The 24,184-nt window shown below is 51.0% G+C and carries 20 protein-coding genes and 1 CRISPR repeat array (1 of these 21 only partly in view); of the genes, 6 read left to right on the plus strand and 14 right to left on the minus strand.

Features of this window, described 5'->3' with window-relative positions; all coding sequences use genetic code 11:
- Positions 1–2,120: a CRISPR direct-repeat array (repeat unit 29 nt; unit sequence CGGTTTATCCCCGCTGGCGCGGGGAACAC) (it extends 410 nt beyond the left edge of the window).
- A gap of 84 nt (positions 2,121–2,204) precedes the next feature.
- From cas2e to cas3, 8 genes are read right to left on the minus strand one after another with little or no spacing between them, the layout of a single operon-like run.
- Positions 2,205–2,498 carry a type I-E CRISPR-associated endoribonuclease Cas2e gene (gene cas2e, locus AC07NP_RS16310; RefSeq protein WP_494661082.1) on the minus strand — a complete coding sequence of 98 codons (294 nt, stop codon included), beginning with the start codon at positions 2,496–2,498 and terminating at the stop codon, positions 2,205–2,207.
- A gap of 4 nt (positions 2,499–2,502) precedes the next feature.
- Positions 2,503–3,417 carry a type I-E CRISPR-associated endonuclease Cas1e gene (cas1e, locus tag AC07NP_RS16315; RefSeq protein ID WP_494661083.1) on the minus strand — a complete coding sequence of 305 codons (915 nt, stop codon included), beginning with the start codon at positions 3,415–3,417 and terminating at the stop codon, positions 2,503–2,505.
- A 1-nt stretch (position 3,418) separates the two neighbouring features.
- The gene (cas6e, locus tag AC07NP_RS16320; RefSeq protein WP_494661084.1) at positions 3,419–4,072 is read right to left on the minus strand and encodes a type I-E CRISPR-associated protein Cas6/Cse3/CasE; all 654 of its coding nucleotides are present in this window, start codon (positions 4,070–4,072) and stop codon (positions 3,419–3,421) included.
- Complete coding sequence (cas5e, locus tag AC07NP_RS16325) at positions 4,072–4,806, minus strand: type I-E CRISPR-associated protein Cas5/CasD (protein WP_494661127.1); 735 nt, start codon at positions 4,804–4,806, stop codon at positions 4,072–4,074. Before cas5e ends, cas6e begins: the two co-directional genes overlap by 1 nt.
- A gap of 9 nt (positions 4,807–4,815) precedes the next feature.
- Positions 4,816–5,871: a type I-E CRISPR-associated protein Cas7/Cse4/CasC gene (gene cas7e / locus AC07NP_RS16330; protein ID WP_494661085.1), complete on the minus strand. Its 1,056-nt coding sequence runs from the start codon at positions 5,869–5,871 to the stop codon at positions 4,816–4,818.
- 26 nt (positions 5,872–5,897) lie between these two features.
- The gene (gene casB / locus AC07NP_RS16335) at positions 5,898–6,494 is read right to left on the minus strand and encodes a type I-E CRISPR-associated protein Cse2/CasB (protein ID WP_494661086.1); all 597 of its coding nucleotides are present in this window, start codon (positions 6,492–6,494) and stop codon (positions 5,898–5,900) included.
- Positions 6,487–8,049 (minus strand): type I-E CRISPR-associated protein Cse1/CasA, encoded by a 1,563-nt coding sequence (gene casA, locus AC07NP_RS16340; protein ID WP_494661087.1) that lies wholly within the window; start codon positions 8,047–8,049, stop codon positions 6,487–6,489. Before casA ends, casB begins: the two co-directional genes overlap by 8 nt.
- Positions 8,050–8,074: 25 nt before the next feature.
- Complete coding sequence (cas3, locus tag AC07NP_RS16345) at positions 8,075–10,726, minus strand: CRISPR-associated helicase Cas3' (RefSeq protein ID WP_494661088.1); 2,652 nt, start codon at positions 10,724–10,726, stop codon at positions 8,075–8,077.
- A 691-nt stretch (positions 10,727–11,417) separates the two neighbouring features.
- Between cas3 and AC07NP_RS16350 the strand changes: the two genes are divergently transcribed.
- From AC07NP_RS16350 to AC07NP_RS16375, 6 genes are all read left to right on the plus strand, one after another.
- Complete coding sequence (locus tag AC07NP_RS16350; protein ID WP_494661089.1) at positions 11,418–12,899, plus strand: APC family permease; 1,482 nt, start codon at positions 11,418–11,420, stop codon at positions 12,897–12,899.
- 40 nt (positions 12,900–12,939) lie between these two features.
- On the plus strand, positions 12,940–14,367 hold the full coding sequence (gene patD, locus AC07NP_RS16355) for an aminobutyraldehyde dehydrogenase (RefSeq protein WP_494661090.1): 1,428 nt from the start codon (positions 12,940–12,942) through the stop codon (positions 14,365–14,367).
- 159 nt (positions 14,368–14,526) lie between these two features.
- The gene (locus tag AC07NP_RS16360; RefSeq protein WP_494661091.1) at positions 14,527–14,754 is read left to right on the plus strand and encodes a hypothetical protein; all 228 of its coding nucleotides are present in this window, start codon (positions 14,527–14,529) and stop codon (positions 14,752–14,754) included.
- A gap of 386 nt (positions 14,755–15,140) precedes the next feature.
- Positions 15,141–15,767, plus strand: coding sequence for a TetR/AcrR family transcriptional regulator (locus AC07NP_RS16365; RefSeq protein WP_494661092.1), 627 nt, complete (start codon positions 15,141–15,143; stop codon positions 15,765–15,767).
- Positions 15,768–15,849: 82 nt separating this feature from the next.
- Entirely contained in the window at positions 15,850–17,013 is a 1,164-nt protein-coding gene (locus AC07NP_RS16370) for an MFS transporter (RefSeq protein WP_494661093.1), read from the plus strand.
- A gap of 84 nt (positions 17,014–17,097) precedes the next feature.
- On the plus strand, positions 17,098–17,328 hold the full coding sequence (locus AC07NP_RS16375) for a hypothetical protein (protein WP_494661094.1): 231 nt from the start codon (positions 17,098–17,100) through the stop codon (positions 17,326–17,328).
- A gap of 188 nt (positions 17,329–17,516) precedes the next feature.
- Here AC07NP_RS16375 and gapS1 read toward each other — a convergent pair whose 3' ends face one another.
- The 6 genes from gapS1 to AC07NP_RS16405 all read right to left on the minus strand — a co-directional run bounded on the left by gapS1 (position 17,517) and on the right by AC07NP_RS16405 (position 24,137).
- Positions 17,517–19,121, minus strand: a complete 1,605-nt coding sequence (gene gapS1 / locus AC07NP_RS16380) for a GapS1 family protein (protein WP_494661095.1) — start codon at positions 19,119–19,121, stop codon at positions 17,517–17,519.
- A gap of 568 nt (positions 19,122–19,689) precedes the next feature.
- The gene (locus tag AC07NP_RS16385) at positions 19,690–19,962 is read right to left on the minus strand and encodes an Ogr/Delta-like zinc finger protein (protein ID WP_000783295.1); all 273 of its coding nucleotides are present in this window, start codon (positions 19,960–19,962) and stop codon (positions 19,690–19,692) included.
- A 282-nt stretch (positions 19,963–20,244) separates the two neighbouring features.
- Positions 20,245–22,932: a DUF927 domain-containing protein gene (locus tag AC07NP_RS16390; RefSeq protein ID WP_159137009.1), complete on the minus strand. Its 2,688-nt coding sequence runs from the start codon at positions 22,930–22,932 to the stop codon at positions 20,245–20,247.
- Positions 22,929–23,339 (minus strand): DUF5375 family protein, encoded by a 411-nt coding sequence (locus tag AC07NP_RS16395; protein WP_001063903.1) that lies wholly within the window; start codon positions 23,337–23,339, stop codon positions 22,929–22,931. The genes AC07NP_RS16390 and AC07NP_RS16395 overlap by 4 nt, the downstream gene beginning before the upstream one ends.
- The gene (locus tag AC07NP_RS16400) at positions 23,332–23,568 is read right to left on the minus strand and encodes a hypothetical protein (RefSeq protein ID WP_137477539.1); all 237 of its coding nucleotides are present in this window, start codon (positions 23,566–23,568) and stop codon (positions 23,332–23,334) included. Before AC07NP_RS16400 ends, AC07NP_RS16395 begins: the two co-directional genes overlap by 8 nt.
- Positions 23,565–24,137 (minus strand): host cell division inhibitor Icd-like protein, encoded by a 573-nt coding sequence (locus AC07NP_RS16405; protein ID WP_258340630.1) that lies wholly within the window; start codon positions 24,135–24,137, stop codon positions 23,565–23,567. Before AC07NP_RS16405 ends, AC07NP_RS16400 begins: the two co-directional genes overlap by 4 nt.
- Between the last annotated feature and the right edge of the window lie 47 nt (positions 24,138–24,184).

The following is a 24,184-nucleotide window of genomic DNA, read 5'->3' on the forward strand; positions in this document are numbered from 1 at the left end:
ATGTTCAGCATTGGTAACGGTTTATCCCCGCTGGCGCGGGGAACACTAACACATCAGGTCAAGTGCCTCGTTAGCGCCCGGTTTATCCCCGCTGGCGCGGGGAACACTTGTGGCCATGATAAAAACAGCACCTGAAAAACGGTTTATCCCCGCTGGCGCGGGGAACACGTTCCCGTTATTCGCCATGTTCCGGAAAGCGTCGGTTTATCCCCGCTGGCGCGGGGAACACCGAATTATTCCGGAGATGTCAGTTCTCGCGCCCGGTTTATCCCCGCTGGCGCGGGGAACACCCATTCCCTCATTGACTCGTGAGTCATCACGACGGTTTATCCCCGCTGGCGCGGGGAACACCATTACGGGAGGGTGAAATGGATGGATTTGAACGGTTTATCCCCGCTGGCGCGGGGAACACACACCATCACTATGCGCCTGAACTATTACCGGCGGTTTATCCCCGCTGGCGCGGGGAACACGCGCATCTCAAATGCCAAAAGCATGTTTTTAGCGGTTTATCCCCGCTGGCGCGGGGAACACCGCCGAAGCGGGTCTGTTTTGGTCAATATTTCCGGTTTATCCCCGCTGGCGCGGGGAACACTGCTGGTTATCCATCCTGATGATCTGAAGTCCCGGTTTATCCCCGCTGGCGCGGGGAACACACGCTGTCTGCCCTTCTCCGTGCATCCAGATACGGTTTATCCCCGCTGGCGCGGGGAACACGATTCCATCACTGTACCGATGGCCACCAGTGTCGGTTTATCCCCGCTGGCGCGGGGAACACAGCCCCGGCCCGGTTTGTTGACACTAAATAATCGGTTTATCCCCGCTGGCGCGGGGAACACTTCTCCTGACGCTGAGCCTCCGTTTCCGCGCGCGGTTTATCCCCGCTGGCGCGGGGAACACGCTTCCTGGTGCTCAACAATCTGCGCCAGCACCGGTTTATCCCCGCTGGCGCGGGGAACACCGCGACGGTTACAATCACCTCTGCAATGGATGCGGTTTATCCCCGCTGGCGCGGGGAACACGTGCTTATCCCGCTTATTCTGTTTCCAGTAAACGGTTTATCCCCGCTGGCGCGGGGAACACACTGTAATGTACGACCATTCAAGATGCTCAACCGGTTTATCCCCGCTGGCGCGGGGAACACCGTTGTGCGATGGTGATGTCTGTGAACATTTACGGTTTATCCCCGCTGGCGCGGGGAACACGATTTGTTCTGCGCAGCCAAGCGGTAAATCATCGGTTTATCCCCGCTGGCGCGGGGAACACATGACAGACGCAGCCAGGTTAAGCGTGACATGCGGTTTATCCCCGCTGGCGCGGGGAACACTACACTGCACCATCGGATGAATGCGCAACGCGCGGTTTATCCCCGCTGGCGCGGGGAACACGTCGTGATGACATTACCATCTGCGCCAACAAACGGTTTATCCCCGCTGGCGCGGGGAACACTGGGCTGCCTCCATGAGTTGCATTACGTGCCGCGGTTTATCCCCGCTGGCGCGGGGAACACCTGAAATACATCAGCGACTGCAACCGTACCCCCGGTTTATCCCCGCTGGCGCGGGGAACACTCTGCATCAATCGTCGATTTTGCCGTGACAGCCGGTTTATCCCCGCTGGCGCGGGGAACACCGAAATGCGCCACACGTAATAATCGATCAGTCCGGTTTATCCCCGCTGGCGCGGGGAACACATATTTTGTATGACCCGCAATTCCTGGAGTTGCGGTTTATCCCCGCTGGCGCGGGGAACACGCCAATATAGGACAGCAGCGATTCACCGCTGCCGGTTTATCCCCGCTGGCGCGGGGAACACTGGCCTATCAAGGCATCAGTAAAGCTATCGGCCGGTTTATCCCCGCTGGCGCGGGGAACACATGAGCGGTGGTTATCTATTTCATCAGAAGAACGGTTTATCCCCGCTGGCGCGGGGAACACGAGGATATTGTGATCAAGTTTTTCAGCAATTGCGGTTTATCCCCGCTGGCGCGGGGAACACTTTTACGGCTCAAATCATAATCGCCGACCACGCGGTTTATCCCCGCTGGCGCGGGGAACACGGTCATTTCGTACTGCATGGTTAACTCAATTTCGGTTTATCCCCGCTGGCGCGGGGAACACTCTTGAACTATATAACTGATTTCAAATAGCTTTATCTACAGAAAAAATTCCACCAACTTTTCCTTGTTTTTAAAGAACAGTAACCTATTGATTTTCAACAGGGTAAAATGCCACTAGCCTTAAACCATCCAGGTCTACCGGCATGCGCCTGTTTTCACCCCATGTTTGAAAATCAAATCCTGATTCGTTATTCACCGCCCAGGCCATAACGATATTACCGGTCTGGGCTAGTTCGGTTATCTGCAACCAAATCATTTCACGAACTTTGCGAGAAACCTCTCCCACATAAACACCCGATCTCACTTCGAGTAACCAGACCGCGAGACGCCCCCTCAAGCGCGGTGGGACATTTTCGGTAACAACGACAAGCATACTCATGGTTCTACCCCCGATGCCCCGCATCCCCAATAGAAACAGGTTCAGGTATCGCTGGAGGCTGAGCATCTTCAAACGGTTTTGGTAACGCGATCTCCCCGGCAGCCAGAACCTCTTCTATCAATGGGATTAATCGCGCCAGCGTTTTTTGACTACGAAAAACATCACGGCAGGCCAGACGTACTTCCTTATCCGGGTTGTGAGGTGTTTGTGCAGCTATCTCAAAGGCAATGGGAACAACACCCTCAAATTTCACAATATCCGCAATATCGTAAACAAATGAGAGTGGTTTACCTGAATGGACAAAACCAATGGCGGGTGCATAACCCGCTGCCAGAATAGCCGCCTCGGTGATGCCATAAAGACAGGCTGTAGCAGCACTTATGCACTGATTTACCACATCACCTTTTTCCCAGTCTTTTGGGTCATAGCGACGGCCATTCCACTTCACACCGTAACGTTTCGCCAATAAAACATAAGTCTGGCGAACGCGTGCACCTTCAATTCCCCGTAATTGCTCAACAGAACGCCTGCTGGGTGCTGGCTCACCAAAACGCAATTCAAACATTTTGCGCACAACTTTAAGACGCAAATCTTCATCCAGCGCCAGTTTTGCCTGGTACAGTAATCTGTCCGATCGCGCACCACCCGGCTGACCACTGGCATACATTCGCACCCCGGCTTCCCCTACCCAAACAAGCAAGGTTCCGGTTGTTGCGGCCAGACGCACCGCGGAATGCGAAATTCGGGTGCCCGGTTCAAGCATAATGCAGGCTATCGACCCCACGGGAATATGTGTACGTATGCCTGTTTTATCGATAAGGACAAAAGCGCCGTCAATGACATCAATCTGACCATACTGAAGGAAGATCATCGACGTACGATCTTTTAAAGGGATGGGTGATAAGGGGATGTAGCTCATCTTACCCCCGACGAATCAGCATCAACCCACACCCCATCGCTTTGCTTTTACCCAGCCCGTTTTTCAGTGTCTGCATAAAAAGTGAAGCATTTGTCACGGTCAGGTTTCCGGCAAAATCCACGGCGGTGAACGTTACAGGGCGCTCGCCTGACTTACGGGCAAAACACTGGCGCTGCTGACCCACCACGTTTACTTCCAGCGGATCAATCGCAAAGCCCCCTCTTTCACCCTGTGCCTTTAACCACACAATGGCGGCTTCACGTTGCCTGGCGGCAAATTCGCCAGGGTCTACCCCTTGTAATTTGGCCTGATATTTTGCATCCATTAATACATCGCTTCGCTTACCATTACGCGTCACGACTGGATTGGCCCGTAAAGCGAAAACCAGTGTCATGCCATCCACCAGTTGCGGAGTGAATGGTTTCGTGCTGATAGAAAAAAGAGCATCTTCCGTAACAGGAGCAACATCCGAGAGCAGATAAAACCGCTCTCCTTGCGGCGTGGATTCATGGCGGAATAAAAACGGTCTTTCATTCTGCTGTGTGAAGAGTTGCCATAACCATTGATGGCTGGCATAAGGCCTGGAAACTTGCCATTTGTGCATCATGGCAGAAGGCAATTTCGTCAGGTCAAGTGAGACGCGGGAAAGGAACATTAGCCCTCCTCCGTAAGATAGCCAGAATGTTGTACGCGGGTCGTAAATTGCCAACGGCGCCGGCTGAGAGGTTGATCACTGCGCTGATGCGTGGCGAATTCTGATACGCCCTCATGCTCACCCTCCCAGACGCAAAATAACTGCGCGGAACTGATAGCGGCCAGTTCTTCACAATGAAAGCCGTAGCTTTCGTCTGTGTAAGCCCGATGAAACACCGCAGCCAGCGTTCCCTCGATAATCTGCGGATTTAATGGCAATGCTGGCGGGCAAGATTTCCGTCCCAAATACAGCGGAAATACGGGTGCCAATAGCGAGCTTGCCAGCACATCAAGCGTGAACGGTGCTTCAGGTGTTTCCCGCACGGCTATGTGATAACAGGCATCGCATCGGTATTCCCGTGAAGTCAGCATTGTTTCTGGTTCATCTGACGAAAGAATCAGTTCATCGCGACGTGTAGAGTAGCGGCGTTTGCGATTCTCTTTGGGCACCTGAACGGTATGGTAATCACGCACCCATTGCTCACGCGGTGAAAGTGGTCTGACCGCAAAATGATAGTGCTGATTAAAAACCTGAAGTTGCGGCTCATCTTCTCGCCTGATACCCAACGCAGCCGCCAGCAACCCAAGCAGTGCAGAGCGACTGGGTATAGCCGAGGTGTGGCGAACTTCCCCCACTGCGGCCTCTCCCCAGGAAACTAACGGCGCATAAAGTTGAAAGATCAGATATCGGGACATCATCACTCCTTACTGGCTGACAAAGTTCAGCAATTCCTGAAGGGTGCCATCGCCCGATTCCACATTCATTTCATACCGTTGTTCATCAGCCTGCTGCCCATACGCGCGAGTAAATTTCTGCTGTTGCTGCTGTAAGCGCGTTATCGCCTGAGCATGCTGGTCTTCGCCACGCACGGGGTTAAAAAATGCGACAGATAATGCACGCGGTTGCTGTGTTCCCTTTTCAGCCAGAACATAGGAGGCCCATGCGCGTGAAGCGAAGCTATTTTGTTTGCCACCCGGCGAAACGGTTAACGCTGTCTCAGTCAATGCGCGGAGGGTTCGCTGGACCAGTTCTTCGTTACCGTTTAGATTTTCCAGCAATAAATCGCGGCTAATGCAGATGTAGCTATAGAAAAGCGCCGATGCGAAGCCCTGCTCTCCCATATGGGCTGAACCTGAAGTCTCACTGCCGTTAAGGTCGTCTACGGCCGTAAAGAAATCCTCTTCAACGGTGACAGCACTAACCCCTAAGGCATGTGCTACCTGGCATGCCGCTTCTACATTGAACTCTGGTTTGGATGCCAGCATGCGGCCAAATAGCGCAATATCTACCGCCTGCGCATTAGCGCGCAGTAGTTTTAATTCTTCATCATTTGGTTCGCGATCCTCGGTGATAAGTACCGCTAAAAGTTGTTGAATTTGTTGCTGCTCTTCCGGACTGACATGAACCAACTGTTCAATTTCAAGATTATCTTCAGCACTGGCCCCTTTATCACTTTTCAATTTGCCAAACTGGCCGGCAATCTTCCCGGCAATTGATAGCGCCGTTTTCCCGGCAACGCCTTTTTCCTGTAACTGTTTAAAGATTTGTGTCCCCAGGCGGCGAGTGCGGGTGCCGATATGCCCACTTAGCGCATCTTCAAAAACCTCCGACGTGCGCCAGGCGCGTTTCAGGCTTTGCGATGAAACACGCAAACGCTCAACGCCGCCCATAATGGCGGTTTTAGGGCGGCCCGTGTCGTCACGGTTTAAATTTGATGGAGCATAAGCGGTAAGAATGTGAAGCTGAATAAACGTTGTCATGATGATTATTCCATTAATTTTAACTATTATTTTTCTGTCGCCAGCAAGTACTCACTAGCCCAGCGCACACTGAAACGGTTAAACGGGTTACTGTCGACAGACATATTTTCTTCTCGCTGCTGCCATTCACGCATCCACAGAAGAATACCGTCGGCTAACGAAACGATATTGACGCCGTTATCGCCCCGTAACTTCACCGCCCGGGTGAGCTGGCTGCACAATTCGGCGGGTGTCCTGACGGCCAGCAGGCGATCAAAACGCAAACGTGAAAGGCAAACCGAACCGTTGATGTGTTCGCCAAGCTGGCGCGCAAAGCTCGTTTTTGGCTCATCCTTTCGTGCGTGGGCGACAACATAAGCCACGATTGCCAGCGCGAAGGTATCACTCTGTTGTAAGCGTGCGGCTGCGAAAAGCGACTGATTAAGTTGAAAAAATGCGGCTGTGGTTAAGGCACCAAAAGGTTGGGCAGAGCGGCGTAATTCCGCACGCCAGGCGCGGCCATTTGTCGCAACACCCTGATGCTGATTATTGCGTTCCTGTAAAAAATCAAACCAGCGGCGCAGCACTTTAGCCGCCGCCGGGTCAGTGAGGATTGTGGGTTTTGCGGTATCAACTTCAAACATCCTGTTTCTCCTCGTACTCATGCGTTAACTGCAACAACTCTTTTAAACACTTCTGTTTGATGAAATTTTTATGAAGGTTAAGGCGGGCGCGCAGAATTCGTGCGAGGTCTGCAACCTCATCAGGGTTGGTAAAAGCACGCTCATCAAATGCCCGGAACAGATAATCACGCAGCGAAATATGCCACTGATATAACGCTTCGCGTGCTTCAGGGAATGTGGCTGACGGATATTGATTGAGACACTTCCACAATGTGCTGAAATCGGCTTCGGTTTGCTGCCAGAACGCGATATCAATGAAGCTGAAGTCTCCTTTCGCTTCTTTTGGGGTTTCGAACCACGCCTCTTTTAGTGCGAAGCGCAATAAAGGCAGGCTACCAGTGGCAAGCTCCACGGCCTGTTGCAGCAGATTTTTTAGTTCGTCCTGATGCGCCTGGGGCAATGTGGACAGCGCCAGACGGTGTTCATACCAGCATCGCGCTTTGGCGTTATCCATGTCATAACCAAAACACCACAGATGAGTCAGTTTCTGTTTGGTATTTGCGCTAACCACTTTGGCGGGAAACGTGCAGTTAAGCTTTTCCTCAGACTCAATGACTAAGCCCAGCCAGTCTTTGTAAGCCAGCCCACCAGGCTGCCCTTTCAACGGGATCATTGGCGCGCTGGCATCTTTTGCCGCACGACGATAAGGCGAGAGCGGATGAACCCATGTGTCGTACTGCACACCGTAGTTTTTACTGCGCATTCTGGTCAGCAAACCTTCGTGCATTTCCCCGCATAAATCGCACTCACCAGGCTGCGTGTGGCTAAAATCAATCTCAAGACGACGTGGCATCCCCCAGTAAGCCTGAAGGGGATGGGCATTATCTGGTGTCACAATATTTTTCGGCGTTTCACTGCTGCGGGTGGGGGCAAGCCAGGGGAAAATCAGCGGTAGTTGCTCTTTTTGCCAGACATCACGCGTGGGCAGGACATTTAGCCAAAGCTTTCTCCACAGCGCTTCGCCCGGTTTGCGCGGCACGAGCAGTGTCGTCATCGGCCCACCGCCGCGCATACTGGTGCGAAATCCGGCCCCAGCCGCAGGAGAATTCGTCTGCACGGTATACAAGGCCATCGCGGCACAGTGAGGGCAAAATTGCTGGTAAGCGTTTCGTTTTACAAAATGATCTTTATTGAGCTTGAGCGTGTTTCCACCTGGCGCGTCCACCAGCAAACCCGATATCGACGATGGCTCAACGGGCAGAGTATCGAAATCCTGCAAAAAAGCCGGTTTTTGCGGGCCAAAATGAAATGCTTCAGCCACCCGTTCCAGAGCCTCACACCAGCGCTCCGGTTCGATACTGTCTTCCCAGATATCATCCCACGCTTCTTCATCTCGCGGCGGTATCGTGGTCTGTATCAGGCCAATCAACAATTGATAAGCGGCTCCCTGGAAATCCGCCCGTGGCCAGGCCAGTTCAAGAATGTCGTTATCGAATAGCTGCCGTGGTGATATTTTCCTGCGCTGCCCGGCACGGTCGATAACGGGTAGCCAGGCGTCAACAATCAGTGAAAACATATGTTCTCCTGCATAAATCTCCCTTTTATTTATCTGCCTGGTTCAGCAGACCTGATTCATAACTATAAAACTCAGACGCCTTTCCCCTTTCCAGCAGCGCTACCTGCGCCAGTGGATTGCGGATTTTCAACCGCAACTGTTCCAGCGCGTCGCCCTCCAGATGCGGGATATGGGCCGCCATTTTTCGCCATAGTGTTTCACGAACAGACAACCGGCTTTGCTCCCAGGCATGATCTTCTCCTTCGGCATAGGGCTCACCGTCTTGCCAGGCGAGATAGAGATCAACAGTGGCATCGCTCAAACGTGTCGCGAGTTCAACATCATCCCAGGGATAATCACTGGCAATCCGCGAGTAGCCATCATCACGCCGAAGCAGTGTTTGTGCGGCAGCCCCGCTGGCACTTAGATTTTTGCCATAGGCCTGGTCGCTTGCCCGCTCCAGGCCTTGCGGGGCAGAAACGCATTCCTGATAAACCGTTTCGACTAACTCACGGGCATCTTCCGGCATCCTGATGGCACCTTTTTCCCGTAAAATGTGCTGCGTACGCCACAGGCAAGCGTGGTCGGCATAGACAAAACCGGTTCCTGGAATCGTTTCCGTTAACCAGTCAGATTGGGGGGCGTCCTGCCAGGCAGGGGCAAAAATATGCAGTACGGGGGGAATACGCGTCCCGCGCTGATGCCGTTGTAAACGACCCGCGCGCTGGATCAGTAAATCGACCGGTGCCAGGTCGCTAATCATAATGTCGAGGTCAATATCCAGGCTTTGCTCAATAACCTGGGTGGCGATAAGCACCTTGCCGCGCCTGCCAGCAGAAGTGCTCTCTTTGCCAAAACGGCGCAATGCCTGGGTTTCAATTTCCATCCGGTCAATAAAAGCAAAGCGACTATGAAAAAGCAGCAAATCCTCTGCCGGAATGGTTCCACGCTCCTTCAGTTGACGATAAACTTCCGTTGCTTCATCCACCGTATTTCGAATCCAGCAAATACACTGTCCGGCGCTTACAGCACTCTCAATCAGTTCAACGGCCAGCTGTGCCTGGGTTAGCCACGCGATACTGACTTCACGGGCAACCTCCGGACGTGTAGCGGTAAAGCTTTCATGAAGACCTTGAGTGGTCAGCAAAGAAAACCAGGGGTATTGCGCATCCGGATTTGGAGTCGGTAATTTGCCCCCCGTCCCTTTTTGGAATGCCCGCAGTAATTTGCTACGTAGCGAGTAAGGCAATGTCGCACTGAGGATTATCGCGCTACCGCCCTGAGCGGCATGGAATTCAAGTAATCCTTCGAGCAGGCGTACCATGTAGCTGTCATAGGCATGAACCTCATCTAAAATCAGTAGCTTGCCAAAAAGCCCAAGCAATCTCAGCGACTGATGTTTAAACGGCATTGAAGCCATCAATAGCTGGTCGAGTGTGCCAACGCCGACTTCAGCGAGCAGAGATTTTTTCCGTGAATCGGCAAACCAGATATTACAAGCGCTGCTCGCGGCACTTTCGTCTGCCGCATATTGATGCTGCCCGTTGTTTTCTTCGCTCCACAATGAGTGATTAAACGCATCAGACATATGGCGAGCACCATGTGCTAAAACCAGCGAAGGCATGCTGCTTTTTATAAACAACGCCCTATAGGCCAAAGAAAGGCGGTGAAACATCGCGTTTGATGTCGCCATTGTGGGAAGCCCGACGTACAGGCTGTCGCCCTTCCCGGCAGACATCAGGCGATGGGCCAGAATCAGTGCGGCTTCCGTTTTCCCTGCTCCGGTAACATCTTCAAGAACCAGCAGTTGCGGGCCTGGTACTGAAATATCTACCTCTAAAGCCTTTTGCTGAAGCGGTGTTAAGTGTTCGATAAAAGGGAATAAGGCCCGGTATGAGTGAAAGTCCTGGATAGCAGAGGGAGTGGGTAATTGCTGTAATGCCTGCTGCGCCTGGCTCTGGGCTTGCTGCCAATACTCAGTCAGGGGAAAGATGTCACTCACCAGAGGAAAGTGAGACTGATTTGAACCCAGCCAGTCGGCCAGCACCGTCAACCCGGCCAGCAGCCAACTCTGCTGCTTTAACTTTTCCCGCCAGGTTTTGTCAGCAAAACATTCAGGTAAGGTATCTATACCAAGCAGGAGTGACAGATCGGTTAGCCAGTTTTCAGCGGCCTCTTTATCTTCTGACGTAAATGCCAGAGACCCTTTCACATTCTCTTTTGGCGGTTTTCCGTGGTGCCCTGTCGCGATACTAAACCAGCAATGCAACGCATAACCGGATTGCCGCTGATAACTGAAAGGTATTGCGTTGCAAACCACTTCTTTCCAGCGAGGTTCCAGGTAATCTTTCCACAACCAGTAACCCAGTGAATCATGACGTTCGCAATACGCTTTACCACTCACTGCCGGGACTAATAAAGGATGCGCCTCGCTTGATAACTGCTGGAAACCACGGGCAAATTTTCCGAGATCATGAGCGCCGAGCACCCATGCAAACCAACGTGCAGCGTCGTCACGAGCAAATCCAAGTTCGGCAAAAATATCTGCCGCATGAAAATGGTTATTCATCACCATCTGCCAGCCGCATGCTGCAACATCCAGACTGTGCCAGGGTAATAAATGATAAGGAGAGCTATCGACGTCGCCTTTACGGCGCGTTTTTCCCCAATAGTTGAAGTAGCCAGGTCGCTGATTCATCCATGATTACCAAACAAATGTATAGGCGACCAATAAAACGTAGATGGACTTTTTAATGTGTGATTTCAGTCCGTTATTTATCCACGGAAAAATTCAATTACATAATTAATAGTAACTTGAAAAATTTTCACTACGCAGATTGAGAATGATCGCCCCCCTGAAAACACGTCCAATCTGAATCGCCACGGGGTTAGCTGATATAGCCGCGCTGACGCATCAGTTCGCGGCGCAGGTCCGGGTGACCTCTGCGGAGACTGCACGGATGGCGCGATACTGAAACCAGTGATAGTACGGGATAACGCATCGTCAGGCTGTTTTACAGCAGTAAGTGCATTCATCAAAATCAATCCTCTCAGAAAGTCTTCAGGAGACAGGGCTGTGCATTTCGCCGCCATAAATTAAAAATATCTACATTTTTGAGAAATGGGCATATAGCGCTCAAATTGTTTGAATTTTGTGACGTAGGTGTAAAAAACGAGCGGGAAAAAGGAGCAAAAAACGCGGTTTTCTGTCGATGCAAAGGCAATAGCGTGATAAGCCTCACGGAAAAATCAGAAAAACAATAACAAAAACGTGACATATCCTTACAAATTTTAACAAATCACGACAGCGAGACTGTACGGCCTTCTGGCGCTCCTCTATACCTTGATCCGTGTTACCTGCGACACATCAACAACACAGAGAAAAACGTATGGAACAGACTTCTGGCAAGAAAAGTGAAGAAATTCATAGCGATACAAAACCGCAATTTAACCGCTCCATCGGACTCATCTCTAACTTTTCGCTCGGGTTCACCTACCTCTCGCCGCTAACGGCGGTCTATTCCCTGTTTGCGCTGGCGGTGACGCTGGCGGGGCCACCGGCAGTCTGGTGGATCCCGATCGTGGCCTGCGGGCAACTTCTTGTGGCGCTGGTGTTTGGTGAAGTGGCCTCGCAATACCCGATTACCGGGGGGCTTTACCCGTGGGCACGTCGCCTGTGGGGCAAAAAATATGCGTGGATCGCCGCCTGGATTTATCTGTGGGCGTTGGTCGTGACCATCACCTCGGTAGCGGAATATACCGCCACCTTCGTCGGCTCGCTGTTCGGTTTTGCGATCTCGGCAGGCAACATGCTGATCACCTCGGTGGTGCTGTTACTGCTGATGATGGCGGTGAACATGTCGGGCACCAAAAACCTCGCGCGGGTCGCCCGTATTGGCTTCTGGTGTGAAATCGTCAGCGTTATTGCGCTGGGGATTTATCTACTGTTGTTCCACCGCGCGCAGCCGTTCTCGGTGCTGTTTGACTCCATGGGCGTGCTGGCGAAAGACGGCAGCTACCAGCCCGCGTTTATGGCGGCGGCGCTGATCGGCCTGTTCATGTTCTTCGGTTTTGAAGCCTGCGGCAACGTGGCGGAAGAGGTGAAAAACCCGAGCAAAAAAATCCCAATTGCGATGATCCTGAGCATCGTGTTTGGCGCCCTTTCGGCGATGGTGTCGATCCTCGGCTACCTGCTGGCGTCGCCGAACCTGATGAACATCGTCAACGGCAAAATCACCGATCCGATCCCAGCGATCCTCAACGAAGCCCTCGGTGAAACCGGTGCCACGGTGTTTATCATCATCGCGGTGATTGCCATGTTGTCGTGCATTTTGTCGCTGCAGGCTGCTTTAAGCCGCCTGATTTTCTCCTTCTCCCGCGACCAGATGCTACCGGGTAGCACCTGGATGTCGAAGCTGTCGAAAAACAGCGTGCCGGACAACGCGATGATCGTCAGCTGTCTGCTGCCGGTGACCATCTGCGTGTGGGTCTATTTCCAGCCAGACAACCTCGCGCGCATCACCGCCTTTGCGGTTATCGGTATCTATATCTCCTTCCAGATGGTGGTACTGGCTGCCCTCCGCCAGCGCCTGAAAGGCTGGAAACCTGCCGGGGAGTGGAGCGTGGGCGGCTGGGGAATGCTAGTTAACGTGCTGGCGCTGGCCTATGGCCTGTGCGGGATCTGGCTGCTGGCGCAACCTGCTGAGAGCAGCAGTTTTATCGACCGCTGGACGGTGCTGGTTGGGCTGGCGGTGGTGGTGGTGTCCGGGCTGATGTACATGGCGCTGGCGCGACCGTTCGGACGTTCAAACGCCCCGGAAGACGATGCCATTGAACATGCGAAACGACTGAACGCAGAACAATCTCTGTAACTAACTCAGAACATAACAACGATCACTAATGGAGTCGGCTATGCAACACAACTTATTGATTAATGGCGAACTGGTGACGGGCGAAGGTGAGCTGCAGCCCGTGTATAACCCGGCAACTGGCGAGGTGCTGGTGGAGATTGCCGAAGCCACCCCTGCCCAGGTGGATGCCGCCGTGCAGGCTGCCGATCGTGCGTTTCAGCAGTGGGGGCAGACCACGCCAAAAGCGCGTGCCGAGTGCCTGCTGAAGCTGGCTGATGTGATTGAACAGAATGCCGAAACTTTTGCCAGAATTGAATCGCTGAACTGCGGCAAACCGCTGCACTGCGTGCTTAACGATGAAATCCCGGCCATCGCCGATGTGTTCCGCTTTTTCGCCGGTGCAACCCGTTGTCTGAACGGCCTGGCCGCCGGGGAGTACATGGAAGGTCACACCTCGATGATCCGCCGCGATCCGGTGGGGGTGGTGGCGTCAATCGCCCCGTGGAACTACCCGTTGATGATGGCGGCCTGGAAGCTGGGTCCGGCGCTGGCGGCGGGCAACTGCGTGGTGATCAAACCCTCGGAAATCACTCCACTCACGGCTCTGAAACTGGCCGAGCTGGCGAAAGATATCTTCCCTGCCGGGGTGGTGAACGTGCTGTTTGGGCGCGGTAAAACCGTGGGTGACCCGCTGACGGGCCATGAAAAAGTGCGCATGGTGTCGCTGACCGGCTCTATCGCTACTGGCGAGCATATTATTGCGCACACCGCGTCGTCGATTAAGCGCACTCATATGGAGCTGGGGGGGAAAGCGCCGGTGATCGTCTTTAACGATGCGGATATTGATGCAGTGGTGGAGGGGGTGCGCACCTTTGGCTTCTACAATGCCGGGCAGGACTGCACGGCGGCCTGCCGGATCTATGCCCAGAAAGAGGTTTATAACACCCTGGTCGAAAAACTGGGTGTCGCCGTGGCCAGCCTGAAAATGGGTGCGCCAGACGATGAAACCACCGAGCTGGGCCCGGTGAGTTCCGCTGCCCACCTGGCGCGCGTCAGCGAGGCGGTGGAGCGCGCCAAAGCGCTGCCGCACATTCGGGTAGTGACCGGTGGTAACAAGGCTGGCGGCAAAGGCTACTACTACCAGCCAACTCTGCTGGCCGGGGCGAAGCAGGGCGATGAAATTATCCAGCGCGAGGTGTTTGGCCCGGTGGTGAGTGTCACTGTGTTCGACGACGAAGAGCAGGTGCTGGCGTGGGCCAACGATTCCCAGTACGGACTGGCATCATCGGTCTGGACCCAGGATGTGGGTCGTGCCCATCGTCTCAGCGCCCGCCTGCAGTACGGCTGCACCTGGGTGAATACTCACTTTATGCTGGTCAGCGAAATGCCGCACGGCGGGCAGAAGCTCTCCGGGTACGGCAAGGATATGTCTATGTATGGGCTGGAAGATTACACCGTGGTGCGTCATGTGATGATTAAGCACGGATAACAGTTATGTGGCTGCAATAGTAAATTATATTGCAGCCACTGCTTTATGAAGTGGCAAGCCATCAGCCGCGACTCCCGCGCAATCATGGGCTAATTCCAGTAATTGTCTTTTAATTGTTTTGGCATCTACCGCCATATCTACCGTAGCAAAATGGATCTTATGTCCCTGAGTGACAACATACTCATTGAGCATAAAGCCAACGGCGGGATGAAGCAGAAGGCCAGCGGCATTGAGCGAAAGTGGATCCGCCTTGCTGCCGACATTCAGGGCGATATGCGCCCAACCAACAAACTCCGGTGCGACGGTACCGCGGCCAGAAACACCGCAAAACAGATGACGCCAATCAGCAGTACCACGCGGCGAGGGATGGCAAAGGCCGGGCCGTAATGGCCCACGGCAGCAGCCCTTTCGGGCTGAATGCCAGCATCAATACCATGCTGAGGGTGATGTAGTGGCACACTGAATTTGGCCTGACCTGCTCCCCGTTGAACTCATAGCACGTAGCAGACAGGCTCGGGGCCAGCCTTGTTGCGTGCAGTAATACCCTCTCAGGCAGATAAGCACCGGAAGATGCCACAGCCGTGGCCGAGAAGCGCAGCCAGCTAACGGTGATGCATCATACTCACCAGCGGGCTCTACGTGAAACAGGACGATGGAATGGGATTCAACCTTGTGCCGTGGCGGTGTGTCCTGGAAAATCGGGCGGTAGCGTGTGCAAACCGTTCTTTACGGTCAGTCAATATTTGACCGATCGTTAAAATATGGATATGTTTATGCCGAATAACAACTACCTGGCATTCAATTATTTCGACATTCTTATGAGCGGAAGACCTAGAAAATTCGACGACAGCGCAGTTATCAAGGCGGCAATGGACGTGTTTTGGTCGAACGGCTACGACGGTGCTTCCGCCGAGGAGCTGTGCGAACGAACGGGCCTGGGACGCGGCAGCCTCTACAATGCATTTGGCAACAAGCAGAAGCTCTATGAGATAGCCTTGCGCCGTTACCAGGAGCAAGGCCTTCAGGCGCAAGCGGACATCCTCAATGGTCCTGGTTCCGTCAAAGAGCGTTTGCTTGCTCTGATGCGCTGGGGCATCGAGGACGATTTGGGCCCAAACAGAGGTCGGGGCTGTATGGCCCTGTTTGCCGTGCTCGACCGTGCTGGCAAAGATCCGGTCGTTGCCGAGATCAGCCGTGTGTATGTGTTCAAGCTGGAGCAGGTGTTGTGCCATCTGTTTACAGTTGGACAGCGCAATGGCGAAGTGTCCTCAGAGTCCTCAGCATTGGAGTTATCGCGAGCCTTTCTAAGCAGCTATTACGGCCTGCGTGTGCTGGGCCAGTCCATGCCGGATCGCGAGTTTCTTGAAGATGTGATAAAGGGTACGCTGGCCAGGTTCTAAGCAGGCTGCGAATACTCAAAAAGGCCTTTTGGCCTTTTATTTTAACCAATATTGGAATGAACGTTAAAAAATGGAGTTCTGCATGCCACTAGTCATCTACATCCTTGGATTGACGATTTTTTCGTTGACCACCTCCGAGTTCATGGTCGCTGGCATGATGCCATCGCTGACCATTGCCTTTGATGTGTCGGTTACGCAAGTTGGTTACCTGATTTCCGTGTATGCGCTTGGCATGGTGGTAGGTGGCCCACTGCTGACGGCTGGCCTGCTGCGGCTACGCATGCCGAACAAGACAGCCTTGTTGTTGTTGCTGGGTCTGTATGCGGTGGCGCAATCGGTCGCTGCCGTGACCGACAGCTATGCCGTCATGACCGTGGCACGTTTCTTCACTGGTGTGACTGCATCGGCGTGCTTTGGCGCTGCGCTGTCCATCTGCGCCGATACTGTGGCTGAGGATATGCGCGGACGGGCAGCGTCCATCGTACTGGGCGGTTTGATGCTGGCGGCAGCGCTGGGTGTGCCTGTGGCCACATTGATTGACCAGCACATGGGCTGGCGCGCCAGCTTCTGGCTAGTGGCAATCCTGACCGTGGTGTGCGCGCTGGTCATCGGGGTGCGGGTTCCACGCTCCCCATCATCGACCGCCATCAGCCTGGGGGCTGAGTTGCGCGAGTTCAGGAACTGGAACCTGTGGGCTGCCTATGCTACCAGTGCGCTGATTGTCGGCGCCACCTTTGCAGCCTTCAGCTATTTCACCCCCATCCTGACCGAAGTGTCCGGTTTCTCTGCCGCGATGATCCCCTGGCTGCTTGGTAGCTACGGTATTGCTAACATCGTGGGCAATGCTGTAGTCGGACGTTATGCGGACAAGCACACATTTCCTGTCATGGCCTGGGGTTTGTCACTTTTAACGGCTGCGCTGGTGGTCTTTGCGCTGTTGGCGCATATCCCCATTGTCAGTGTTGCCATGGCGCTGGCGGTCGGTTTGGTCGGTGTTACGATGAACCCTGCAATGGTGGCTCGCGTGATGAGGGCGGCCCAGGCTGGGCCGATGGTCAATACCGTGCATAACTCGGTGATCAATATCGGTTTGGGAATGGGCGCATGGCTTGGAGGGCTGGGAATCGACGCTGGATATGGATTGAGATCACCGCTGTGGGTAGGAGTGCTGCTTGCAGTACTGGGATTGCTCAGTCTTGTACCGTATATGCACAAGAAGCGTCGGTTTCATCCTCGTCAGGTATGAGTAGAGCAAGGTCATCTACAGTCTTTGTTCCACAGTGACGTATTCATGCCCAAATCTCCTGCAATGTGGGAGATTTGGGTATGGTTGTCCCTCAAGAGAGCGTGCAAGCTACGTCCGCAGTTGGCACTCAACGGATATATTAACTTTGGTGGCTGGTGGCTGGTGGCTGGTGGCTGGTGGCTGGTGGCTGGTGGCTGGTGGCTGGTGGCTGGTGGCTGGTCAGGACTACAGGCATACATTGCGGATGCTTACATGACTGGTTGGTATTCAGAGGAGAGTGGATTTTTGATGGATAACTGCTTGATTTCATGGTGATAATAGGAACAAAAAACGACAATAACACACTGTTTATAAATGATATTTTAAATTTTACATTGAGACGTGCCCCCAAAAATGCCCCCTATACATCCTTATAGTAAATTCTTTTGAAGCTGTATCATAGCCACAGAATGATTAAGCTAGGCTGTGAACCTTCGTGCGGAACACAGCCGAAAATAAAATTATTAACTTATTATATATTTTTTAATAGCCAAAAAATCTCTAACCTTACCATCCCAATGATATTTTGAGTCTTTTGCATACTTCATTAATTCGTCAAAAAGATACTCTCTAGTATCTGTAATGATATTTTTATCTGATATACCATCAGGACAAATGTCAGTAAGATGCATCATCACATTAAATTTCTGTGTTTTACTTGATGAATCATCCTTAGAACAGGCATCAATAATAGAAGTAATAGTAATATTTTTATTTTTGCAAACCTCAGTCAAAAACTCAAACTCATCTATAGTCATATAATAAATTCTATCTTTATTTATAGATAGCTCACCATATTTTTTCTCAATCATCTCAAAGAATGAACTATCTAACAAATCTTCAATCGTTTTTCCAGTTGATATGTAATGATCCATGTGCGTTATTATTATCAAGGAATCTTTTGGAGACATATTTCTTTTATTTATAAGATTCATTGTTCGAGCACAATCTTGTCCTTGTAGAACACCTTTAATGAAGCTATTACCTAACCGTTGTTTTATAAATAGTGCAGTATTAGAGAATTTAACTGTTTTATCCGGCTCAATTGCTTTTGAGTCTATATAAACATTCCCGTCAATCTCTTGAACAATAAAGTCCACCACTTTAGTATTTTCATGGATTTTATTTGCGCGATACAACTTGATGATTTCACTTTCTTTAATTACATTATCGAAAACTTCATCTAATAAGTTACCAACATAGAACTCCATGGCCTTTCCAAACTTTAACTTATAATCTGAAGACAATTCTTTTTTTAGTAAAGAAGGCACTAGAGCTGTAAGTGAGGCTCTCAAGATATGCTTACTAAGAATGACCAATCCATCATCAGTAAGTATCAATGGTTTGTTGAGCATTGGTGTATCTAAATAATACTCAATATCTCTTTGCTGGTCATCTTTGTAAAGACTCATAAAATCTCTCAACTCAGTCCATTTTACTGATACTAAATTAAGATATTTCTTTAATGTTTCAACGCCAAAATACGGAACCAAATGAATCAAATAAACATTTGAATAAATAAATGATGACTCTTTACCATCATCAACACATGAATAAATTGCAAAATAAGCACTAATTTTATAATAATCCTCAAGAGTTATCCCATATAACTTTTGAAAATTCCTCTCAAAATAACCACCTCCATAAGTGCTATACCAATAATACTGCCGAGCTAAAGTGTTCAACTCTAATTTCATAGGGACTTGATATAACTTTTGGTTAATTATCATTCTTCTTATACTTAACAAAATTTTATTATTATCGAAGATCCCTTCAACCTCGCTTTGAAGATTATAAATCCTATTAACAATATCAATAAAGTCCCTTTCCTTCATCACCTTTGGATTTGATTTTATTTTTTCTGTAAACTTCCATTTTAAAGCCAAAAAACAACACCACGGAAAATTAGATATAACACCAGTTTTAGGATCACGTATCCTTTGGAAATGCTGATACATATTATTAAAAAAAGAATCATCATCATAAGTTGAGAGTTTCTTTTTTATTGAATCAACTTTTCCGCCATAATTTTTTGGAGTTTCGATTTGTAGTGGAAATCCCGATTTCATTGTTGCCTCCTATTTTTACTATTAGTAGTAATACTACTTTCTATCTTATAGCACGCGCTATCATTTAGACAATATTCAAAGAGTTAATATCAGTTATTACAACACTGCACTGCACAGTACTCTAGTGCATAGAAATCCCATCCTCCCTGCCACATACTACCTGTAAAGACTTGCTATGGGATGATCTAACAAAAATTAGTTTACAACTAACCAAAATGGCACTACACCGCACCCGCCTGCGGTTTTCATATCACTAAAATTTTTCAGTTGTGATTTTTTACAAACGATACCGCCAGCCCACGCCCGTACTGGGGATGCACTGCGAGACAGGAACTGAAAAGAATGAAAAGAAATTCAGCTTTTTTCAGTTTTACTGTCCGTCGCATTTGTGGCCTGAATACGCAACACTATGATATTAAATGGATAATTTATTTTAGGTGTGTGATTTTATGAAGGTTTGTGAAATATGAAAAACATAACCAGTTGAAAAATAATAATTTTATATCCGTATAAACTGAAATCCTGTGTTCAGGTTCCGGGAACGGATCGGCCATTCCCGACGCATACTTTACCCATTCTTTTGCGCAGCCAGCAGCAACTTTAAAGCCTTTTCCCGTTCCTCGGGTGGAATTGCATCAATTAGCTCTTTAACCCTTCCCTGCCCGTTCAGCGCGCTTGGACTAACGGAATGGGAGAAAGCAACATTCATCACAAACGAGTGACCGCACTCCACATTAGAGCAATAGCAGTACACATCGTACAGTTGTGGGTGTTTCCTGTTTGTTTTACCTATCCGCGCTACTGCCTGACATGTGGGGCAGTACATTCTCATCATCTTCATCGTTCTGTGCCCTATACTGTTGCCCGCCAGAAGAAGGGATTTGTCTCCCTACCTCTTGTTCTGAACGTGTAACACTGGTAACACGTGTAACGCCATTGATTTAAAAGGATTTAATCTGTTACCAGTTAGCATAATCAAGAGGTAACGCGTGGTAACACACCATTTTTTGTTACCAGTGTTACCAGTCAGTATTTTTGACTGGTAACACTGAAGAACCGCATCAGTAACGGGTGTTACCTCTGTTACCAGTGTTACCTCATAAAAATAAGACTCACGCGATGATTACTCAGGTTCGGCGCTTCCCAGTACCTGTGTATTGAACTGGTACACACGTTTAAGCCCTATTTCTGGCAGGCGAATGCTGTTTTGCGTCCGGCCATCTTCACCGGGTTTCAGCCAGCCCGCGTCCACACACAACCTGGCCACCTTACGCGAGTCAAATCCCTTACAGATCTCCTTCCAGCCTGACGGGAGAACGTAGAACGTCACAACCGGCTCGGTCACGTTGTCTCCTTTATCGACTTTTCTGAATCCCATCATTGAAACAGGCCGGTTCCTGTCGTCATTCCAGTCAGCAAACCGACTGAACTGATTACGCGTCATGAAGTCCCGTACCTGTTCAAGTGCCGCTTTATCTTCCTGATTAGCTGTATGGCCCCGGTCAGACATCCATGCAGCCAGGCAACTTTGAGCGGCACGAAAGGCCTCTCCCTCCGGCCATCCTGTGATGCCCGCTTTTGTGGCCAGCTCCCCGGCCATCGCAACCAGAGCAAAACGGGTAACAGCCCGGCCAACCTGATTCCCGGCATTTTCCGGCGTTAGCCTTCGGGTGTACTCTTTCAATAAGGCTTTCGCCTGACTGGTCAGTTCCGGCAGATCAGCGGTCAGGCAATGCAGCCAGTCGCGGAATGGTGCACCATGATAATGCGCTACGTGCTGCTCAAGATGCTCAGCCAGGGTTTTCCCGCTACTGAAACCATGAAGTTCTTCAAACACGCCATATTTGCCTGAATCACTTGGGATCTGGATCATTCTGACCTCAACCCCGGCATACGTACGTTCCCCGGCGCTTGCCGCATGTTCCACCAGTGACAGTTCCCCGGTGGACAGAAACAACAGATTCCAGCGGTTGGTTTCCCTTACCGAACCATCTGTTCTGGCTCTGGCTTTGCCCTGCCCGTTAGCCAGCATATAAGCGATATTCCCCGCCTCCCTGCCGTCAACCTCCCGGATTTCATCCAGCATCAGCGTGGCATCATTGCGGCGGCTCGCCGTTCCTTCTAATGCATTCCCCGTCGCCCTCCACGTATGCCAGAAATCTGTTCCACCACATACCGATGCAGCCACTTTCATCGTCGTGGTTTTACCGTCTGTTGATTCCCCTTTGAGGTGATAACCTCCACCGCCGATACCAACCAGTTTCAGAAGGGGGGCAGCAAATGCCAGACTCACCGCAAAGGCAAGACGGGCATTATTTATGCAGTAACGGCCTATATTTTCACGCCAGTCCTCTGATGTGCCGCTGACACGAAAATCACGCCCCTGCACACTCGACGTTTGTAAGATGACTGACTGGGCTTCGCGCCCTATCACTTCATCCTGGAGAACGTAAACCCCGCCGTGCCAGCCCGTTTTATTCACACAGGTTACTTTTCTGTCCGGTTTACACAGCGAGATATATTCCATCAGGAATGCTCTGGCCATGCCGTTAATGTTGATGTACGAAAGCCCGTTAACCAGCAGAACGCGGCGCAGCTCTTCCCCGCTGCCACCCAGCATCTCCATCGGCATTGCCCATTTACGGCTGTTTCCGTTGGTATCTTCCCATTCCAGCAAACGCCCGTAATTACTCCCATCAGCATCACTGGTGATTGCCGTCACCCGCAACGGACTGGAAATTTTGATATTACGTATCTCCGTATCGCCATCAGACTTATTAACCAGCTTGTCGTACCACAAATATTCTTTTGTCAGCCGGAACCCTTCTGGTAAACGGGTCTGCCCTTTACCATGCAGCGTCATTTCTTCCCGAAAGGCATCTCTCGCCCGTTCTTTCCCCACTTCCTGCCGATAATCATCCCAGTCAGCCTTATGGCGTACCGGAGGGAGCGTTACCCAGCCATCCACCGCTTTGGCGGCTTTCTCTGCCTGAATACGCCCGGTGTTTTCTTTCCCGTCAGCCAGATCATTATCTCCGGCCAGAATGATCCGGGTTTCCGGCCAGCGTTTTCGGATCTGCTCCGTCACCTTCAGTAAATTGGTGGCAGCGACAGCCGCCACGATCCATCCTTCAGTCAGCAGACTGACGGTAAGCGCCGTGGCAAAACCCTCAGTGATAATCACCTGTTCAGGTGTTTCAGCGGGTATATCGGTCAGGGCAATGAATGCGCCAGACAGCTGGCTACCGGGCAGCAGACTTTTATCCCCGTCAGGATTGATAAGCTGACCACCGGTAATATTCCCGGAGATATCCGTCAACGGCAGCAGTAATGAACCGGAGGAAAATGTTATTCCGGCCAGATTCAAAGGCTGTGACAGCAAGGGAAGTGAATACCCGTGTAAGCCCTTGTTTGTCAGATAGACCGGCTCACCATTGCAGGACTGCTGTCTGAGTCTGGTATATCGCTCCGCACCCGCTTCTTTTCCTGCGGCCTTTTTCCTGGCTGGCAAAGCGGGCTTCTCCTGTATTTCGGGTAATGCAAGCGCCTCAGATACCATCCCGGCGGCTTCTTTTATCTTTCTTCCTGTCACCAGACGAACCAGATCAAGACCATCGCCATGACCGCACTGATTACAAAACCACGTCCCACGCCCCGCTTTATCGTCCAGTCGAAAGCGATCTTTGCCACCACAGGCAGGGCAAGCCCCATGATGTCCTGCGGACGGTACTTTGATACCTAATGCTGACAGGATATAAGGCCAGCGCCCAATCGCAGCCCCGGAAATCGTGGATACAGACTGTGTTTTCACAGCAGCACCTCCTGACCTTCCGGCTTCACAAATTCAAAACCTTCGGGTAGTTCGCCATCAGGTGCACCGAAAATAATATCCCGGTAAACCTCACGCATCTCTGTGACACCAAAAACTGACAGGCGAATATTTTCTGACATAAAGCCTGGTTTAAGCATTTTTTCCAGTTTCTCTGCGGCCAGTATGCAACCAGCATCAGCCCCAAACTCATTCACCCACGGCATTTCAATATGGTAAATAATATTGCTCACCACTTTTTCGTGGGTGAGTTCTATTCGTTCGCCATCTTCAATATAAACAGGTTCATTATGAACACGCTCCATTAAGGAAATGAATGCATCAGCAATGTAGTACCGTAAGACCGCTGTTCGTAAAGCATGCGCCTTTAAATTTTGATTATTATTCATCGCGCATCTCTCCCTTAATTGTGCTGGTTTCCTTAACAACGCCATCCAGTTGTTCAGCAATACAGGCCACTAAAGCCGCAGCGCCTTCCGCTGAAACAGTTCTCGCTCCATTCACTGTGGGAACGGACAAGACCTCTGCAAGAAACTCACTGGCCAGTGCCGCCCGTAACAGACGACTCTCACCCAATTCACTCAATATGCAGCCTTGCTGAAAATTCATGGATTTCATGCAACCACCTCCCCGGCGCTTTTCACAGGGATACGGGCAGCAAAGCTCAGGATAAATTCAGTGGCAAGTTTAAGGCGTGCAGCATGTTCACAGTCTGCGATTACACGCACAGGGCGTGGACGGGCATCACGGTCTGTACGGCGGACAGCCAGAAAGACAAAGGTAAATTCAGGGTGAGATAAAGCAGGGACTGTAGCCATAATGGCAACCTCCGTTAGATAGCGGGTAACGCTACCACCGGAGTTTCCACGCTCATGGGTGGTAGCCCAGACGGGGGTGGAAATACCGGCTCTAACGGATACCGGCCTGACCGAGGTCAGCCCCGCCTGAGCCACCATTACACGATAGCTACAACAGTAAAGAAACCGCTGTACAGGTAACAGGTGCACAAAGGCAAAGACACAAAAAAAGACGCATGGCGCGTCTGGTGTCGCCGTTAGATTACTCGGGTTTCCACGCCCGGCTGCCGATTTTGCGGCAACCTTTAAACTATATCCCGCATATTCCTGGCGAGGCAAGAAATTTATAACCGAAAACTGATGATTGCCTGGATTAATTAACGCTGGCATGCTTAAGCCTCTGCTTAAAAATAGTTCTTCATTTTTCCTGATGCTGT

The organism is Citrobacter sp. GW821-FHT07H02, from assembly GCF_059418505.1.

Excerpts from the sequence above, each read along its gene's own strand:
- cas2e (WP_494661082.1), bottom strand. The coding sequence starts at position 2,498 with ATGAGTATGCTTGTCGTTGTTACCGAAAATGTCCCACCGCGCTTGAGG.
- cas1e (WP_494661083.1), bottom strand. The coding sequence starts at position 3,417 with ATGAGCTACATCCCCTTATCACCCATCCCTTTAAAAGATCGTACGTCG.
- cas6e (WP_494661084.1), bottom strand. The coding sequence starts at position 4,072 with ATGTTCCTTTCCCGCGTCTCACTTGACCTGACGAAATTGCCTTCTGCC.
- cas5e (WP_494661127.1), bottom strand. The coding sequence starts at position 4,806 with ATGTCCCGATATCTGATCTTTCAACTTTATGCGCCGTTAGTTTCCTGG.
- cas7e (WP_494661085.1), bottom strand. The coding sequence starts at position 5,871 with ATGACAACGTTTATTCAGCTTCACATTCTTACCGCTTATGCTCCATCA.
- casB (WP_494661086.1), bottom strand. The coding sequence starts at position 6,494 with ATGTTTGAAGTTGATACCGCAAAACCCACAATCCTCACTGACCCGGCG.
- casA (WP_494661087.1), bottom strand. The coding sequence starts at position 8,049 with ATGTTTTCACTGATTGTTGACGCCTGGCTACCCGTTATCGACCGTGCC.
- cas3 (WP_494661088.1), bottom strand. The coding sequence starts at position 10,726 with ATGAATCAGCGACCTGGCTACTTCAACTATTGGGGAAAAACGCGCCGT.
- AC07NP_RS16350 (WP_494661089.1), top strand. The coding sequence starts at position 11,418 with ATGGAACAGACTTCTGGCAAGAAAAGTGAAGAAATTCATAGCGATACA.
- patD (WP_494661090.1), top strand. The coding sequence starts at position 12,940 with ATGCAACACAACTTATTGATTAATGGCGAACTGGTGACGGGCGAAGGT.
- AC07NP_RS16360 (WP_494661091.1), top strand. The coding sequence starts at position 14,527 with ATGTCCCTGAGTGACAACATACTCATTGAGCATAAAGCCAACGGCGGG.
- AC07NP_RS16365 (WP_494661092.1), top strand. The coding sequence starts at position 15,141 with ATGCCGAATAACAACTACCTGGCATTCAATTATTTCGACATTCTTATG.
- AC07NP_RS16370 (WP_494661093.1), top strand. The coding sequence starts at position 15,850 with ATGCCACTAGTCATCTACATCCTTGGATTGACGATTTTTTCGTTGACC.
- gapS1 (WP_494661095.1), bottom strand. The coding sequence starts at position 19,121 with ATGAAATCGGGATTTCCACTACAAATCGAAACTCCAAAAAATTATGGC.
- AC07NP_RS16385 (WP_000783295.1), bottom strand. The coding sequence starts at position 19,962 with ATGAAGATGATGAGAATGTACTGCCCCACATGTCAGGCAGTAGCGCGG.
- AC07NP_RS16395 (WP_001063903.1), bottom strand. The coding sequence starts at position 23,339 with ATGAATAATAATCAAAATTTAAAGGCGCATGCTTTACGAACAGCGGTC.
- AC07NP_RS16400 (WP_137477539.1), bottom strand. The coding sequence starts at position 23,568 with ATGAAATCCATGAATTTTCAGCAAGGCTGCATATTGAGTGAATTGGGT.
- AC07NP_RS16405 (WP_258340630.1), bottom strand. The coding sequence starts at position 24,137 with ATGCCAGCGTTAATTAATCCAGGCAATCATCAGTTTTCGGTTATAAAT.